Source organism: Burkholderia contaminans (assembly GCF_029633825.1).
GTDB lineage: Bacteria > Pseudomonadota > Gammaproteobacteria > Burkholderiales > Burkholderiaceae > Burkholderia > Burkholderia contaminans.
In genome coordinates this window covers 3129549-3146546 of sequence record NZ_CP090641.1, presented here as the reverse complement: position 1 = coordinate 3146546, position 16998 = coordinate 3129549, and the positions used below count along the sequence as shown (strand labels likewise).

At 66.9% G+C, this 16998-nt stretch carries 13 protein-coding genes; 3 read left to right on the top strand and 10 right to left on the bottom strand.

Translation table 11 applies throughout. The features are described 5' to 3' along the window. Window position 1 precedes the first annotated feature (1 nt). From LXE91_RS31720 to LXE91_RS31705, 4 genes are all read right to left on the bottom strand, one after another. A complete protein-coding gene (locus LXE91_RS31720; RefSeq protein WP_039356899.1) occupies window positions 2–1720 on the bottom strand; it encodes a cation:proton antiporter domain-containing protein in 1719 nt (572 codons plus the stop codon). A gap of 209 nt (window positions 1721–1929) precedes the next feature. Beyond that, window positions 1930–3342, bottom strand: coding sequence for a c-type cytochrome (locus tag LXE91_RS31715; RefSeq protein WP_278068146.1), 1413 nt, complete (start codon window positions 3340–3342; stop codon window positions 1930–1932). After that, complete coding sequence (locus LXE91_RS31710) at window positions 3339–5117, bottom strand: GMC family oxidoreductase (protein WP_039356901.1); 1779 nt, start codon at window positions 5115–5117, stop codon at window positions 3339–3341. The genes LXE91_RS31715 and LXE91_RS31710 overlap by 4 nt, the downstream gene beginning before the upstream one ends. Further along, window positions 5117–5854 carry a gluconate 2-dehydrogenase subunit 3 family protein gene (locus LXE91_RS31705; protein ID WP_039356908.1) on the bottom strand — a complete coding sequence of 246 codons (738 nt, stop codon included), beginning with the start codon at window positions 5852–5854 and terminating at the stop codon, window positions 5117–5119. The genes LXE91_RS31710 and LXE91_RS31705 overlap by 1 nt, the downstream gene beginning before the upstream one ends. Window positions 5855–6457: 603 nt before the next feature. On the opposite strand from LXE91_RS31705, the gene LXE91_RS31700 reads away from it, so the two are divergent. Continuing rightward, complete coding sequence (locus tag LXE91_RS31700) at window positions 6458–7045, top strand: RNA 2'-phosphotransferase (RefSeq protein WP_046196508.1); 588 nt, start codon at window positions 6458–6460, stop codon at window positions 7043–7045. A 9-nt stretch (window positions 7046–7054) separates the two neighbouring features. Here LXE91_RS31700 and LXE91_RS31695 read toward each other — a convergent pair whose 3' ends face one another. Next, on the bottom strand, window positions 7055–7471 hold the full coding sequence (locus LXE91_RS31695; RefSeq protein WP_039356909.1) for a DUF3995 domain-containing protein: 417 nt from the start codon (window positions 7469–7471) through the stop codon (window positions 7055–7057). Between the two features lie 339 nt (window positions 7472–7810). Here LXE91_RS31695 and ald point away from each other — a divergent pair, with 339 nt between their 5' ends. After that, entirely contained in the window at window positions 7811–8926 is a 1116-nt protein-coding gene (gene ald, locus LXE91_RS31690; protein WP_039356910.1) for an alanine dehydrogenase, read from the top strand. A gap of 54 nt (window positions 8927–8980) precedes the next feature. On the opposite strand, the gene polX is transcribed toward ald, so the two are convergent. The 5 genes from polX to LXE91_RS31665 form a co-directional block, all read right to left on the bottom strand. Then, the gene (gene polX / locus LXE91_RS31685) at window positions 8981–10750 is read right to left on the bottom strand and encodes a DNA polymerase/3'-5' exonuclease PolX (RefSeq protein WP_039356913.1); all 1770 of its coding nucleotides are present in this window, start codon (window positions 10748–10750) and stop codon (window positions 8981–8983) included. Window positions 10751–10904: 154 nt separating this feature from the next. Beyond that, entirely contained in the window at window positions 10905–11297 is a 393-nt protein-coding gene (locus LXE91_RS31680) for a TraR/DksA family transcriptional regulator (RefSeq protein ID WP_039357354.1), read from the bottom strand. Window positions 11298–11609: 312 nt separating this feature from the next. Beyond that, a complete protein-coding gene (locus LXE91_RS31675; protein WP_039357357.1) occupies window positions 11610–12782 on the bottom strand; it encodes a glycosyltransferase family 4 protein in 1173 nt (390 codons plus the stop codon). Between the two features lie 151 nt (window positions 12783–12933). Then, complete coding sequence (locus LXE91_RS31670; RefSeq protein ID WP_371295305.1) at window positions 12934–14349, bottom strand: undecaprenyl-phosphate glucose phosphotransferase; 1416 nt, start codon at window positions 14347–14349, stop codon at window positions 12934–12936. A 2-nt stretch (window positions 14350–14351) separates the two neighbouring features. After that, window positions 14352–15134, bottom strand: a complete 783-nt coding sequence (locus LXE91_RS31665; RefSeq protein WP_039356915.1) for a Crp/Fnr family transcriptional regulator — start codon at window positions 15132–15134, stop codon at window positions 14352–14354. A 919-nt stretch (window positions 15135–16053) separates the two neighbouring features. Here LXE91_RS31665 and LXE91_RS31660 point away from each other — a divergent pair. Then, a complete protein-coding gene (locus LXE91_RS31660) occupies window positions 16054–16836 on the top strand; it encodes a Crp/Fnr family transcriptional regulator (RefSeq protein WP_039356917.1) in 783 nt (260 codons plus the stop codon). The last annotated feature ends 162 nt before the right edge of the window (window positions 16837–16998 follow it).

The window sequence follows — 16998 nt, the reverse complement described above, 5'->3', positions numbered from 1 at the left end:
GTCAATGCGCAGCCGTCGCAGCCGGCTTCGTCATCCTGCCGAGCACGTGCTCGGTCATTCCGCGCGCCAGTTCGGACTCGCCCATGAACACGGTGCCGATACCCTCGCTCGACAATAGCGCGGCCTCGTCGCCGCTGTTCGTGCACAGCACGACCTCGAGCGCCGGGTTCAAGGTGCGAGAGATCTCGACGATCTGCCGCACGTCGAACACGTCGGGCAGCGTGACGACCAGCATCCCGGCGCGGGCGATATGCGCCTGCACGAGCACGATCGGCTCGATCGCATCGCCCGACACGGCCGCGACACCTTCCGCACGCAGTTTCTCGACGAGCTCGCGATTCTGCTCGACGACGACATACGCGATGCCGCGCTCGTCCAGCGCGTGCGCGATTCGCGTACCGACCTTGCCGTAGCCGACGATCACGACCTGCCCGGTCAGGTGCGTCTGCGGCGTCGACATCGGCAGCGCGGCGAGCGGATCGTCGCGGGCCTCGAGCTTGCGCGCGAACGCCGAATGCTTGCGGATCCACGCGAGCGCCGGATCGATCATCGCGAACAGCAGCGTGTTCATCGCGATCGAGATCAGCGCGACGGCCAGAATCAGGCTCTGCCCCTCGGCCGACAGCAGCCCAAGCGCACGGCCGAGGCCGGCGAGGATGAACGAGAACTCGCCGATCTGCGCGAGACCCGCACCCACCGTCAGCGCGGTATTCAGCGGATAGCGGAACGCGATCACGAGCGCGACTGCCGCGAGCGTCTTGCCGATCACCACGATCGCCGCGACCTCGATCACGTGCAGCGGCTCCGCGAGCAGGATCTTCGGGTCGAAGAGCATCCCGACCGAAATGAAGAACAGCACCGAGAACGCATCGCGCAGCGGCAGCGTCTCGTCGGCCGCGCGCCGGCTGAATTCCGACTCGCGCATCATCATCCCGGCGAAGAACGCGCCGAGCGCGAACGACACGTCGAACAGCTTTGCCGCGCCGAACGCGATACCGACCGCGGCCGCGATCATGCACAGCGTGAACAGCTCGCGCGAGCCCGTGCGCGCGACGAGCCACAGAATGCGCGGAAACACGCGCTTGCCGACCACCAGCATCAATGCGATGAACGCCGCGACCTTCAGCATCGTGACGCCGAGCGTGCCCCACACGCTGCCGCCGGCCGCATGCGCGTCGCCGGGCGGAGTGCCGCCGAGCAGCCCCGCGACGGGCGGCAGCAGCACCAGCACGAGCACCATCACGAGATCCTCGACGACGAGCCAGCCGACCGCGATGCGCCCGTTGACCGTCTCGACGAGCCCGCGCCCTTCGAGCGCGCGCAGCAGCACGACCGTGCTCGCGACCGACAGCGCGAGCCCGAACACGAGCGCCGCCCCGACGCTCCAGCCCCAGGTGAGCGCGAGCCCGCCGCCGAGCAGCGTGGCCACCGTAATCTGGACGATCGCGCCCGGCAGCGCGATCTTGCGCACCGCGAGGAGATCGCCGAGCGAGAAATGCAGGCCGACGCCGAACATCAGCAGCATCACGCCGACTTCGGCGAGCTGCTGCGCGAGCGACAGGTCGCCGACGAAGCCGGGCGTGCCGGGGCCGATCACGATCCCGGCGAGCAGATAGCCGACGAGCGGCGGCATTTTCAACAGCGACGCGAAATAACCGAAAACCATCGCGAGACCGAAACCGGCCGCGAGCAACGCAATCAGGCTGACGTCATGAGGCATCCCCCCTCCCGAAGTTCTTGTAACTATTTAGTAAGGTTCAAGAACGAAAGGATAAGGGATGAGGCGGAAAAATGGCGCGCCGCCGCGAAAAATTCACGCGGTGGCGCGCCTTTGCGGGGTGCAACCCCGGTGAATTGAAAGGGCGCCGCGCGGATGCGGCGGCGCCTTGATGTACATCGGACAGGCGGGACTGGCGCCCCGCCGCCCCGTCAGCGCGACGCTTGCGGGAACCGCGCACCCGGCGGCGGTTCGGGCCGGGTCGACGGCACGCTCTTGCGCACCTTCGCGACCTGCGCGGCCGTCACGGCAGCCCCCGTGTTGCCCCAGCTCGTGCGCACGAAGTTCGACACGTCCGCGACTTCCTGGTCCGACAGGCGCCAGCCGAACGGCGGCATCGTGAACGTCGACGGCGCGGTGCGCGTGCCCTGCAGCGCGCTGCCTTCCAGCACCACGTGGATCAGCGAGGTCGGATCGTCGCCCTGCACGACCGGGTTGCCGGCAAGCGCCGGGAACACGCGCGTGTAGCCGTGGCCGTCGCTGCGGTGGCAGGCCATGCAGTTGTCGCGATAGACGGCCGCGCCCGGCTTGCTCGCGTCGCCGATCTGCAACGCCTTCGCGGCGGCCGCGTCGTACACGTGCGGCTGTTCGCCCTGCACGCGCGGCGGCAGCGTCTTCAGGTAGCGCGCGATCGCATTCAGGTCGTCGTCGGTCATGTGCTGCATGCTGTGGCCGACCACGTCCGTCATCCCGCCGAACGCGGCCGTGCGCAGCGTGCGGCCCGTCTTCAGGAACTGCACGATCTCGGTTTCCGTCCACGTGCCGAGGCCCGTGCGCGGCTCGCCGCGCAGGCTCGTCGGCACCCAGCCGTCGATCGCCGCGCCGCCGGCCAGGAAGTCCGGGCCGTCCGCGTCGGTCAGCCCACGCTCCTGCATCGTCGGCGCCCGCGGCGTATGGCACGCGCCGCAGTGGCCGAGCCCCTGCACGAGATACGCACCGCGCGCGACCACCGGATCGGTGTACGGCGCAGCATCGAACGGCTTCGGTGTCGGCGCGAACATCTTGCGCCAGATCCCGAGCGGCCAGCGCATCGACAGCGGCCACACGATGTCGACCGCGCGGTTCTCGTGCTCGACGGGCGCGACGCCGTGCATGAAGTATGCGTACAGCGCCTTCATGTCGTCGTCGGTCAGGCGCGCGTAGGACGGAAACGGCATGGCCGGATACATCGTGTCGCCGTTCTTGCGCACGCCTTCGCGCACCGCGCGCGTGAAGTCCTCGACCGTCCAGCCGCCCAGGCCCGTCTTCGGATCCGGCGTGATGTTCGTCGAGTAGATCCCGCCGATCGGCGTGTCGAATTTCAGGCCGCCGGCGAACGGCTTGCCGCCGCTCGCGGTGTGGCACGCGATGCAGTCGCCCGCCCGCGCGAGGTACTCGCCGCGCTTGATCAGGGCCGCGTCGGCGGATTGGGCCGCGGGTGCCGCCGCCGGGCCGGAAGCCGCCGCGGGTGCTGCCGGCTGTGCGAACGCCGCCGAGCCCGCGAAGCCGAGCGCGGCCCGGGCCGCACCGGCCGCCAGCGCGCGCGACATCCGGCGCGCGACGTTGTGGTTCATCGTCCTCTTCATACTGTCACCAGCGGGGCGGGATTTTTCAGGTATTGCTCGCGGATCGCACGTGCCGACCAGTAGGCCAGCGCCGCGATGATCCCGGTCGGGTTGTAGCCGATGCCCTGCGGCAGCGCCGATGCGCCCATCACGAACACGTTGTGCACGTCCCAGCACTGCAGGTAGCGGTTCAGCACGCTCGTCTTCGGGTCGGTGCCCATGATCGCGCCGCCGACGAGGTGAGTCGTCTGGTACGCGCGCGAATCGAAGTGCTTGCCGAATTCGCGCGTCGATACGCTGATCGCCTTCGGCCCCATCGCCTCCGCGATCTTCTTCATCTGCCCGGTCACGTACTGCGCCATCTTGATGTCGTTGTCCTTCCAGTCGAAGGTCATCCGCAACAGCGGCTGGCCGTACGAATCGCGATAGGTCGGATCGAGGTCGAGATACACGTCGCGGTACGACATGTTGGTGCCGTGCGCGTCCATCGAGATCGTGTGCGCGTAGTTGTCCTTGACGGCCTTCTTCCACGCCGAGCCCCACTGCGGCGTACCGGGCGGCGTCGCGATGCCGCTGATCGGCTTCACGCCGGCCTGGTTCACCCACAGCGGCGAGCCGCCGACGAAGCCGAGCGGGCCGTGGTCGAAGTTGTCCGCGTTGAAATCGTCCACCGCGACGCCGTTGCCGCCCGCCCCGATGAACGGATTCGTGTAGGTGTCCTTGTCGAAGAACGCCTTGATCGTCGACAGGTTCTGGTACGCGAAATTGCGGCCCACGACGCCTTCGCCGGAGATCGGGTCGTACGGTTTGCCGATGCCCGACAGCAGCAGCAGGTGCACGTTGTGGTACTGGAACGCGGCCACGATCACGAGATCGGCCGGCTGGTGCACTTCACGCCCTGCCGGGTCGACGTAGGTCACGCCCGTCGCGCGCTTCTTCGTATCGTCGAGGTCGACCCGCAGCACGTGGCACTTCGAGCGCAGCTCGAAGTTCGGCGCCTGCTTCAGCGCGGGCAGGATGTTCAGGTTCGGCGACGCCTTCGAGTACATGTAGCACGCGTAGCCGCTGCAGTAGCCGCAGAAGTTGCACGGGCCCATCTGCACGCCGTACGGGTTCGTGTACGGGCCCGACGTGTTCGCCGACGGCAGCCGGTACGGATGCAGGCCGAGCGACTTGGCGGCGTCGGAGAAGCGCTGCGCCGAATAGGTGTTGAGCTGCGCGGGCAGCGGGAAGTTGTCGCTGCGGTTCGCTTCGAACACGTTGCCGTCGCCGACCACCTTGCCGCCGACCTTGTACGCCTGCCCCGACGTGCCGAACACCTTTTCGGCGAAGTCGAAATGCGGCTCGAGCTCCTCGTAGGTCACGCCGGTGTCCTGGATCGTCATCCCTTCGGGGATGAACTTCCTGCCGTAGCGCTCTTCATAGTGGCTGCGCAGGCGCAGCTCTTCCGGCGTGATCCGGAAATGCACGCCCGACCAGTGCAGCCCCGCGCCGCCGACGCCTTCGCCCGGCAGGAACGCGGCGAGCTGCCGGTACGGCAGCGCGGTGTCCTGCAGGCCGTGGCGGATCGACACGGTCGTCTTCGACAGGTCGAGGAACAGCTTCTTGCGGATGTTGTAGGTCAGCTCGTCGATCGTGTTCGGATACGCGCCGTCCGGATAGGTGTCGCGATACTCGCCGCGCTCGAGCGCAACGACGTTCAGGCCCGCTTCGGTCAGTTCCTTCGCGAGAATCGCGCCGGTCCAGCCGAAGCCGACGATCACCGCATCGACATGCGGCTTTTTCTCTGCGGCCATCAGCTGCGCTCCCCGTTGATCGAGACGGGGCCGTACGGATACGACTTGCCGTTCTGGTTGACGAAATCCATGAAGTCCGCGCGCGCGCCCGGAAAGCCGATCATCTTCCACGCGGCCATGTCGTGATTGCCGCCATGCACCGGGTCGCAGAAGTAGCCTTCGCGCGTGTTCTGCAGCAACTGACCGAAGAACACGCCGGGCGGCACGTCGTCGATCTGTGCGCCGCCCTTTTCCAGCGCGCCGAGCACGGTGTCGCGCGTCGGTGCGTCGAGATCCGCGAACGCCTTGCCGTGGGTCTTCTCGCAATAACGGTTGACCGCCGCGATGCCGAGCCGGTAGATGTCGCGCGGCACCAGCTTCAGCTGGTAGCCGAGCTCGGGCACGCCTTGCTGGAATGGCCCCTGCATGTACCAGGTGGCGCCGTGCGCATACGGCGTCTCCATCTGGCGGTCGATGAATTCGGGCACGCCCGATTCGAGCGCGCCGGGACCTTCGGCGTCGGCCGGAATCAGCCGGTCGACGGCCGCCTGGACGAACGCCCACTCCTTCGCATCGAAAAAGGTCGGCTTGTACGGAGCGCGTTCGGCGTTGGCCGATGCGCCGGGCGCGTTGCCGGTCGTCGCGGAAGGCGACGACGAACGCAGGTCGCAGCCGGCGACCGACGCGATCGGCACGAGCGCGACCGACGTGCGCAGGAAACGGCGGCGCGAGTTGGGTTTGTCAGGTGGCGTGGACATGGTCGGATGTTGATCGTTGGGGATCGGGGCCCGGACGCGCGCACTCCGCATGCGGCATGCCCGGCATGGCAGCCATGCCGCATGCGGCTGGCCGTCCTGTTCTTTCGTCTGTTGCGAACAACCTCGCTGCAGGCGCCGCCCGTGCCATGCACGGCAGCGCGCTTCATGCAGCCGCGCATCGCGCCAATTCGGGTTGCGCTGCACGGATCGGCTTCTTTGCGAGCCTTATCGTCTGACAAATGCCAGCATCTGCCGGCATCTGCCCTTCATCGCTCATGACCCTCATTCAACTTAGACGCCGCGTTTGCCGACAGCAAGCGCGACGTGCACGACCCTCTTTCGGGTCCGGCGACAAAGTGCCGCGAATTATATATGGAACCGGTTCCATTAAGTGTCGCATCAATGCAATTCAATGCCTCGAAAATCGCAACAATTGAAAAATCCGGGAGTCGGAATCGACAAGGATCGCGTGATGACCGACTGATGCGGGCGTCAGGTAGACGATTGCGGTGTGGCAAGTCGCGCCGACGGATGTCTCTTTCCAGCTACACGGGGTACCCGGGAGCGCCTGTTTGCATGGCGCTCTGGTAGCCTCCGCCTCTCATGAAACCACACAAGAAAAATGAACTGCCGGCGACCGACGCGACCGGCATCAGCCGATATCTCAGCTACGTGCTGCGCCACGCGCCGCAGTCGATCGGGCTGCAACTCGACCCGGAAGGCTGGGCTCACGTCGACGAACTGATCGCCGGTGCCGCTCGCCAGGGGCACCACCTCGATCGTGCGACGCTCGAAACCGTCTGCGCAACCAACGACAAGCAGCGCTTCGCCCTCTCCGACGACGGCCGTCGCATCCGTGCGGTACAAGGCCATTCGACACCGGTCGTGCAGCGCCGCTATCCGGTCGCGCAGCCGCCCGAGCGCCTCTATCACGGCACTGCGACACGCTTCCTGGATTCGATTCGAGCGCAAGGGCTGAAACCTGGTGCCCGTCATCACGTGCATCTGTCGCCGGACATCCGCACGGCGCTGGCTGTCGGCACGCGCTACGGCGTGCCCGTGATACTCGAGGTCGATGCGCGGCGCATGCATCGGCAAGGCCACACGTTCTTCGTCGCGGAAAACGGCGTATGGCTGACCGACACCGTGCCGGCGGAATTCCTCGTAGAGATGGACGGCCCCGCGCGCTGAGACGCGCGCTCACCACGGCCAGAACATCGACGCGATGGACAGCGCCAGCGCCGCGCAGAGCGGCGAGTAACACAGCGTGTCCATGCGCGCGAAACGCGACCCGCGAATCCGCTTGAAGAAGCCGACGTATCGGAAATCGCCGACGGCACGCACCGCGAAGATCAGTGCGAACGCAACGACCGCGAACGAGATCGTACCGGGATACGTGTTCGGCCCCAGCCAGCCGGCACGCGCGGCAACCACGCACGCGCCGCCCAGCAACGCCACCGCGATCGCGAGCGTGCCGACGGCGGTCGGCCGCAATAGCGGCTCGCCGTCCTGCTCCGGAATGGCGGCCCCCTTGCCGCGCCGCCCGCCCAACGCCCAGTAGACGTGAACGAGCGCGATTGCGCAAAGCGTCGGCACGCTGAAATACGCTCCGGTCATGTCGGTCAATGCCCTCGTGTCTTTGTCTCGTCGTCTCGATGTGTTGGCGGCAGAGTGCCGGCGCGCGGCCCCTATCCGCGCCACACGTGACGATACCGAAACCCGGCACCACGTGCATTGCGACCTCCGGTCGCAATCCGCCACCCGCGACGGCGCATGTTGCGATGCAGTGCGCGCGCCAGTGCACGCGGTCCGGCCGCTTGACTTCCCTCCGCGCGCTACTACGCTGTTACTCCAGTACTGCCGTCGATACGCCCCCTGCGCGATCGGCCGCACGTGCAATCGGTCGCCGCATGCGCACCTGCACGACAACGATAACGAAGGCCATGGAGGCGACTCATGCTGATCGGTGTGCCGAAAGAGATCAAGAACCACGAATATCGCGTAGGCCTCACGCCGGCCGGCGCGCGCGAGCTGACACGGCACGGCCATCGCGTACTGGTGCAGCGCGGCGCGGGCACGGCGATCGGCCTGCTCGACAACGACTACACGGCCGCGGGTGCATCGCTCTGCGACGGCGCCGACGAAGTCTTCGCGCGCGCCGACATGATCGTCAAGGTCAAGGAGCCGCAGCCGGCGGAATGCGCGATGCTGCGACGCGGCCAGATTCTCTACACGTACCTGCATCTCGCGCCCGATCCCGACCAGGCGGCCGCACTCGTGAAGTCCGGCGCCGTCTGCATCGCGTACGAAACCGTGACGGGCCCGGGCGGCGGCCTGCCGCTGCTCGCGCCGATGAGCGAGGTGGCCGGGCGCATGTCGATCCAGGTCGCGGCGACCCACCTCGAAAGCCCGCGCGGCGGGCGTGGCCTGCTGATGGCCGGGGTGCCCGGCGTACCGGCCGCGCATGTCGTCGTGCTCGGCGCGGGCGTGGTGGGCACCGGCGCGCTGCAGATGGCAGTCGGCCTCGGCGCGCGCGTCACCGTGCTCGATACCAACGTGAACCGGCTGCGCCAGCTCGACCTCGTCTTCGCCAACCGGATCACGACCGTCTGCTCGAATGCACACACGATCGACGAAGCCGTGCGCGACGCCGACGTCGTGATCGGCGCCGTGCTCGTGCCGGGCGCATCGGCGCCGCGGCTCGTCACGCGCGACATGATCGCGACGATGCGCACGGGAGCGGTCGTCGTCGACGTCGCGATCGACCAGGGCGGATGCTTCGAGACGTCGCACGCCACGACGCACGCGGCCCCCACCTTCGTCGTGGACGGCGTCGTGCACTATTGCGTCGCGAACATGCCCGGCGCCGTCGCGCGCACGTCGACCTTCGCGCTGAACAACGCGACGCTCACCCATGCGCTCGCGCTCGCCGACAAGGGCTGGAAGCAGGCAATGACCGACGATCCGCATCTGCGCGCGGGCCTGAACGTGTGCGACGGACACATCACGTACGAAGCCGTCGCGCTGGCGCTTGGCCTGCCCTATGTGCCGGCGGCCGGTGTACTGGCATGACGTGACCGCATTCATGACCTGCCAGCAACTGACGGCACGCGCCGCCGGCTGCGTTCACGCGCCCTTCGCGCCGCCGCTACGCTTTGACGAGCCGCCCGCTCCCATCGTGCGTGCAAGCAGCGGCCTCAATTGCGCGAGCGTGCGCGTGTTCAGCACGTCGGGCCGCGTGAGCCAGCCGCGGCGCGCCTGATCGACGCCGTACGCAAGATTGTCGAGTTCGTCCGCGCTGCGCGCATCGGAGCCGATCGCCACCGGCACGCCGGCCTTCGCGGCTTCGCGGCACCAGACGTCCGGCAGGTCGAGCCGCCGCGGCTGCGCATCGAGTTCGACGAAGCAACCGCGCGCCGCGGCATGCGCGATCACGCGCGGCACGTCGAGTTCGCAGGCATCGCGCTCGCCGAGCACGCGGCCCGTCGGGTGCGCGAGAATCGTGAAATGCGGATGGTCCATCGCGCGCAGCATGCGCGCGGTCTGTGCGTCGCGCGACAGGTCGAAGCCGTCGCGTACCGCACCGACCACGAGGTCGAGCCGGCCGAGCATCGCGTCGGGCACATCGAGGCTGCCGTCCTCGCGAATGCCCGCCTCCACGCCCTTGAGCAGCACGAACCCGTCGAATGACGCGTTGAGGCGATCGATCTCGTCGAGCTGCCGGGAAAGCCAGTCGAAGCCGCCGCGGCCACCGCCGGCATGCGGCGCCCGGTCGGTGATGGCCAGGTACGCGAACCCGCGTGCTCGTGCCGCATCGGCCATCGCACGCAGGCTGTCGCGGCCGGCCGACGCGTCGGTATGCGCATGCAGATCGCCGTGCACGTGCTTGCGCTCGACCAGCGCCGGCAGCGTGCCCGCGCGCGCGGCGTCGATCTCGCCGCGATCCTCGCGCAACTCGGGCGGCACGTCGTGCAACCCGATCGCCGCATAGACCGATGTCTCGGTCGCGCCGGCAATCCGTTCGTCGCCGCGAAACACGCCGTACTCGTTGATCTTCAGCCCGCCGGCCTGCGCGATCCTGCGCAACGCGATGTTGTGCGCCTTCGATCCGGTGAAGTAGACGAGCGCCGCGCCGAACGCATCGGCATCGACCACGCGCAGATCGACCTGCAATCCGCTGGCGAGCACGACGCTCGACTTCGTCCTGCCGTGCGCAAGCACGCGCGCCACCTCGCCATAACCGACGAACGCTTCGGCGACGGCGCCTGGATCACGTGCGGTGACGAGGATGTCGAGATCGCCGACCGTCTCGCGGCGGCGGCGGAAACTGCCGGCCGGCACGGCCTTGCCGACGCCCGCAATCGCACGCAGGCGTTCGAGCAGCGGCAGCAGCGAGTGCGCCGCATCCGGCAGCAGGAAGCGTTGAGGTTCGCGCTTCAGCCGGTCGTCGATCGCTTCGAGCAGATGCGCTTCGGTTTTCGCGCCGAAGCCCGGCAACTCGCGCACGTGCCCGCTCTTCGCGGCCGCGCGAAGCTGCTCGAGCGAATCGACGTGCAGCGCGTCATGGAGCGCCTTCACACGCTTCGCGCCGAGCCCCGGCACGTCGAGCAGCTCGACGATCGCGCCAGGCAGCGCGTGACGCAGCGTTTGCTGCAGTTCGCAGGTGCCGGTCGCCGCGATCTCGCGCAGCTTCGACGCGAGATCGGGCCCGATCGACGGAATCTTCCCGAGATCGTCGCCGTTCGCGATCATCTTCGGGATATCGCGCCCGTAGTCGCCAATCGTCCGTGCTGCGTTGCGATAGGCACGCACCCGGAACGGATTGGCGCCCTGGATCTCGAGCATGTCGGCAATCTCGGTGAACACGGCCGCACACTCGGCGTTGTGGATCGGCATGATCGGCGTGGCTCCCTTCCACGTGGATGGCGCCGCGCGCGTGCGCGACGGCGTCTGCCCGCCCGGCGCCGCATGGTGACGCCGCCGGACGCCCGTTCATATCGTACGCCGGCCGCGCCGCGTGTGCAGCGTCGTGATGGAGACGGTGTCGGCGTCAGAGGGAGGCGCGCGGCGTCGTGGCGTATTGCCGCTCGTAGATCGACTGGCAATGCGTGCAGCGTTCGGCGGCCGGGCGCGCCAGCAGGCGCTCGTAGCCGACCGAGCCGTCGCAGTCGATGCACTCGCCGTAGCTGCCGTCGCGCATCCGCTGCTGGGCGCGGCCGATCGCGCGCAGCTCGGTCAGTTTCATGCCGATCAACGCATGATCGACGTCGACGAACAGATCCGCATTGGCCTCGTCACCCTCGTCCGGCGCCGCGCCGGCGAGGTCTGCATAGGACTCCGACGCGCGCTGGTCTTCGCTGGTGCGGATCTCCGCACGCAACGTCTGCTCGCTCTCGTTCAGCCGCTGTTTCAGCGTCTGCCGTTGTTGTGGGTCGAGCGCCATGGCCGTCTCTCCTGTTCCGGGTTGCGCGCGGAGCATTGCGGCGCGCAGTGTCGCGACGGTGCGCGGCGGGCCGGCGTCACCGCCTGCCACCGTGTCCGGATGTGCGCCCGGCAGCACGAAGTGCCGGATGCATTCGACGCAGGATAAACCCATTGAACGTGCGTGTGTTGACCGGAATCAGCGTGCACTGCAGCGCTCGGCCTACGCGCGCCGGAACTGGGGACGGACGCGAAATCGCGACGTCGTCGAATGCGGTTATCGCAGGCGCCGCCGGGATCGCTCGCCCCGCGAGCACCATTGCCTCATCACGCGTCAAGCATCGGCACGGACGATGTCGAGCAACATGCGCGCCGAGCGCTGCCAGCTGTATCGCTGCGCGTGCTCGCGGCCCAGCGTGCGCAACCGTGCCCGCAGTTCGGGATCGTCCATCACGCGGGCGATCGCCGCGGCGATATCCGGCGGTGAATACGCATCGCAGAACAGCGCTGCACCGCCGCAGACTTCCGGAAGCGCCCCTTCGTGCGACACGACGACCGGGCAGCCACACCGCATCGCCTCGAGCGGCGGCAGCCCGAATCCTTCGTACAGCGACGGAAACACGAAGCAGCCCGCATGCTCGTACAACGCTTTCAGCTCGCCGTCGGTCACGTAACCGGCCCATGTGACGTACGGATCGTCTTCGCGCAGGCCGGCCGCCCGTGCACCGAAGATCTTCGCATTGGCGCCCCCCGCGATCACGAAACGCAACGTCGGGTGCGACTCGCGCATCAGCGCCACCGCGGCCAGTGCGCGCACGAGATTCTTGCCGGGTGCGAGGGACCCGACGAACAATACGTAGCGGTCCGTCTCGAGATTCAGGCGCGACAGCACGCCAGGATCGGCATCGATGCGGTCGATATGATCGACCGCCCCCGGCACGACCGACAGGCGCGCGGGCGGCACGCCAAGCCGCGCGGCCAGCCGCGTCCGCGAAAAATGCGAGATCGTCACGATATGGCGCGCGCGCCGCTTCATGATCGAGAACGCGAAGCGGTACCAGAGTCGGAACGCCATCGAATAGCCGGCCGGCAGGTCGAAAATCGCCGCGTCATAAATCACCAGCAGTTGATCGTGCTTCACCAGCGGGCCAATGTTGCATAGGCTCAGCAAGGTCCGGCCACGCGTCATGCGCGGCAGCGTCCATTGCTCCCACAGCGCGCCGTGCCGGCGCCCGGACGTCAGTGATCGCGCGCCGGCCGGCATGGCCGCCGGATCGTGATCGGACGGCACGACGAGCGACGGCGCCTCGTCGGCGCTCGCGATGCGCGCGAGTTCGGCCGTCAGTTCGTATGCCACGCGCTGAACGCCCGTCATGCGCTGCGCGGTGAATTTCCCGTTGATCGCGAGCCGGCACGGCCGCGCGGTATACGCGGCCGTGCCGGCGCCCCGCTCCGCGCGCGCTTCCTGCAGTACCGGTGCGCTTCGCTCTCGAATCGACGTTGACATGATCGTGACCATTCCGATGGCTGCGGCGCCTTCGCGCCGCCGGACATCCCGTTACGCGGGATGCTGCTGTGCCGTCAGTGTGTTCGCCACCTGCGCTCCGGTCAGTACGTTCGATCGCACAACGCACCGCTTCCAGGATGATTCGTCATCCTCAGAAAGCATTGCGACCGATGAAACCCCGCACGACCGTCAACAGGATGATCTTCATGTCGAACCAGAAGCTCCAGTTCTGCATGTAGAACAGATCGAACTTCACGCGCGCTTCCATCGCCTCGACCTTGCGCGTCTCGCCGCGATAGCCGTTTACCTGCGCCCACCCGGTGATGCCCGGCCGTACGCGGTAGCGGTACATGTAGCAATCGATCAATTGCCGGTACAAGTCGTCGTGTTCGATCGCATGGGGGCGTGGGCCGACGACCGACATCTGCCCGAACAGCACGTTGAAGAACTGCGGCAGCTCGTCGAGCGACGTACGCCGCAGGAACGCACCGACGCGCGTGATCCGCGAATCGTTCCGCGACGCCTGTCGCAAGACGCCCGGTTGCACACGATGCACGCGCATCGTCCGGAACTTCAGAATGTCGAACTCCCGGCCGTCGACGCCCTTGCGGCGCTGCCTGAACAGCACGGGCCCCGGCGACGACAGCTTGACCGCGATCGCCAGCATCGACAGCAGCGGCAGCAACGGAATCAGCACGCCGAATGCGAACAGCCGGTCGAACGCGAACTTCGCCCACAGCTCCGGCGCCGAGCGCGGCGTGGTCGCGAGGTTGATGGCCGGCATGCCGAGCACGTCGGTCGCCGAGCGATCGACCACCGCCATCTGCCGCACGTCGGGCAACAAACGCAGTTCCACGAACTCGTCGCGCAACTCGCGCACGATGCGCTGGATCCGCCACTCGTGCGACATCGGCAGCGTGAGCCAGACCTCGTCGATCTCGCCGCCGCGAATCAGGTCGCGCAGCACGTTCCAGTCGTCGATCACCGGCACGCCGCCGATGCCGCCGGAGGCAGCCTGTGCGTCGTCGTCGAATACGCACGCCGCCACGAAAAGCCCGTGCGGCGCCAGTTGCATCCGCTCGACCGCGACACGCCCGTACGCCGTTGCGCCGACCACCGCGACGCGGCGCTGCCGCGCGCGCGGGTCGTCACGCGTCAGCGCGAGCGCCAGCAGCGCGGCACGGCCGAGCAGCAATGCGGCGTCGCCGGCCAGCACCGTGCGCACGATCCAGTGTGTCGTGATCGTGCCGCCGCGGTTCATGATCCACATCGCGGCGACTACCGTCAGCACGCTCGCGCAGACGAGCGCCACCATCGTCTGCGTCAGCGCATGCGTGCCGCCTTGCGGCGCCACGCTGCCACGCACGGTGCGCAGGTAGCGCGGCAGCAAGGCCACGGTCAGCACGCACAGCAGCGCGATCGCGCCGCGCTGCGCGTCGGACAACTCGCGCCACGCGAGGCCCGATGCCGCCTGCGCGGCAAGCGCGCCTGCCAGCACGAGCACGGTGTCGGTAACTGCGATCACAGAATGCCGCATCGAATTCGTCCCGCCGGACTTCGATTGCATCGTCACGCACCATGTGCCGGGAACCCGCGATGCGCGTCCGGCATGCGGGGCCGACCCGGTGTCGGCCTCGCCGTCCCGCGCGTGCCGAGCAGCCTGCGATAGTCCGCGCGAATCAGGTTGTAGCATTCACACGCGTGATGTTCGAGGCCGTCGCGGTCGAGCACCGTGATGCGGCCGCGACGCTGCCGGATCAGCCCGGCTTCCTGCAGGTTGCCCGCCGCTTCCGTCACGCCTTCGCGCCGCACGCCGAGCATGTTCGCGATCGTCTGCTGCGTGACGGCCAGTTCGTCGCCGTCGATGCGGTCATGCGCAAGCAGCAGCCAGCGGCTGAGCTGCTCGCTGACCGAGTGATGACGGTTGCACAGCGCGCTGCGCGAGATCTGCGCCATCGCCGCCTGGCAGTAGTTGAGCAGCAGCCGGTAGGTTGCCGGCGAGCGCTCGAATTCGGCGCGCATCACGCAGCTCGGCACGCGATAGGCCATCCCGCCGATACGGACCTCGACCCGGTGCGACGCCGCGGCGCCACCGACCAGCGTCGCGAGCCCGACCACGCCCTCGCGGCCGACCTGCGCCACCTCGACCATCGCACCGTCCTCCATCAGGTGCTGCACCGACATCATCGACGTCGTCGGGAAATGCACGTGGCGCATCGGCTCGCCGACCCGGTCGAGCATCCCGGCCTTGATCCTGACCAGTTCGAGATGCGGTGCGATGGTGCGGATGCTGTCCTCGGGGAGGGCATCGAGGATGGCGTTCGCCGAATAGCTCGAGTGAAGATGAAGCATGTCTGTATCCCTTTTATTGTCCGCGCCGCCTGCAGCCGCGTGCACGAAACTCGTTATCGCGATGCGCGCCCGGACTGATCGTGGTTGCGGCCCACAACCCTGATTCCGACCGACCGTCGGCTTATCGCCGCCGGATCGAGTCGACTGTTCCGTTTCAACACGCCAGCCCGAATAAGCGATTTACGTGCCAATACATGCCCATCCTTAATATATGAATCACGCCTGATTTAGATCGACCGAATAACCGGCCCAAAAACAAAAAAAGCGTCTCATTTTCGGACACTCTTCCCGGTGGCGGACACTGCATGCGATTTGACTGATCAATTCACCTGCGTCGCACCGAGGCAGCCGCACCGGTGCTGCACGGCTTGTCGCTCATATACTTACAGTCGATTTTCAATTGTTTCCATGATGTGCCGGATAACATTCCGTGACGGCTGCACGCCTCACACGGTTGTTTGAAACTGTCTCAAATCTGAATCGACGCACTAATTTCCGCCTCTGTCATCCACCGCACAATTCCCATGCAAACCATTGATTATTTGAGACATTCTTGCGAGCACCATTTATTTGTCAAACAATGTTCAATACCCACCGAGCACTTTCCCCGTGCGATGCGCGCTGCCACCCGATTGATTCGCGGCCGACATGGAATGAATGCCCGAAGTTGCATTCAACTTCCGGATGATTAATTTCACGAAAATGAATCATTAAATCCGGATGACGTTTGCACCCGCCAAAATCGTCAAACTTTGTGAAATGACGCAATGTGCAATTGAACGATTTCAATGGCGTGCTAGCCTTTTCGCCAGTATCGTCACTCCATTTTTGACGAACACAAGTCCGCACGATCGTGCGAATTTCCCATTCCCGGGATATCGCCGAGACGACGCGTGACCGCCACCTACGAGGATGCGCCGTGACTCACCAGGCCCCTGACGCCGTCGCGTACGCGAACGGCATGATCGAGCTTTCCCACAGCTTCGATGCAAACCGCTTTCTCGCGGCCATCGACCGCGACGAGCTCGCGACGCTGGTTCCCCATCTTCAACTCGTCCACCTGAAATCCGGGCAAGTGCTCTGCGAGCCCGGCGAAATGCTCACCGCCGTCTACCTGCCCGTCACGACCGCGATTTCGCTGCAGTACGTGTCGTCCGGCGGCATGACGCTGGAAGTCGCCGAGATCGGCAGCGAGAGCGTGGTGTGCGACGACGTGATCGGCGGCAGCGGCCGGATGCCCTGCCGTGCCGTGGCCTGCCGCGACGGTTTCGTCTACCGGCTCGACCGGCGCGTGTTTGCCGCCGCGTTCGATGCATCGCCGGTGATCCGCCATCTCGTGTTCGTCTGCGTGCGGCTGCTGATGGCGCAGGTCTCGCAGATCACGTTCTGCAGCCGTCATCACGTGCTCAAACATCAGTTATGCAGATGGTTCCTGCTCGCGTACGACCGGACCCGCAGCATCGAGATCCAGGTGACGCACAGCATGCTGGCGCAGATGCTCGGCGTGCGGCGCGAAACGGTTACCGACGCCGCCGGCGAAATCCAGAAGCTGGGCCTGATCCGGCAGTACCGGAGTTCGATCGAGCTCGCCGACCTCGACGGCCTCGAGAAAATGTCGTGCGGCTGCCGCGCGATCGTGCGCGACGAGATGAAGCGCATCCTGTCGGCCGATTCGGGTGTGCCGGCCGCGTCGCGGGCCTGATCGGCGTGCCGCATCGGGACGGGGCGCCGCCGCGCGTGCCGTCCGCTGCCTGCCGGGTCAGTTGTTTGTAGGGTGGCGAACAGAACGCCGCGTCTGCCAATGGTCTACTGATGCCGGACTGCCGGGGGGACGTCAGCGCGTGTCGCGCGTCTGCCCGAGCGG